The organism is Psychrobacter sp. TB20-MNA-CIBAN-0197 (genome assembly GCF_040309765.1).
Taxonomy (GTDB): Bacteria; Pseudomonadota; Gammaproteobacteria; order Pseudomonadales; family Moraxellaceae; genus Psychrobacter; species Psychrobacter submarinus.
Genome location: NZ_JBEOPC010001354.1, coordinates 1 through 238, shown reverse-complemented (window position 1 = coordinate 238; position 238 = coordinate 1). Strand labels below are relative to the sequence as shown.

The 238-nt window shown below is 37.4% G+C and carries 1 protein-coding gene; it reads left to right on the top strand.

Going from position 1 to position 238, the window contains the following annotated elements:
- Positions 1–206 (top strand): fatty acid cis/trans isomerase (locus tag AAEY83_RS18380; protein ID WP_351061573.1); only part of this gene is annotated, 206 nt, incomplete at its 5' end.
- Positions 207–238: the final 32 nt, after the last annotated feature.

Genomic DNA, 238 nt, shown 5'->3' with positions numbered 1-238 from the left:
ATAACGAGCAGCAAGTAAATGCTTTTGCCGAGCAATTGCCTATGATGCAAATAGAAGCCGATTATGGTGCTTTGAAATCTAAGTTTGGTATTCGACGTACTCATCCACAGTTTTGGCAATACAGCGATATATTGCACGATACAGATAAAAAGTATCGTGGGATAGAATATGGAATGTTCGATTATAATCGATTAGAGAATCGCTAATATAATTTTACTACTATGGCCCAGCTTGATGC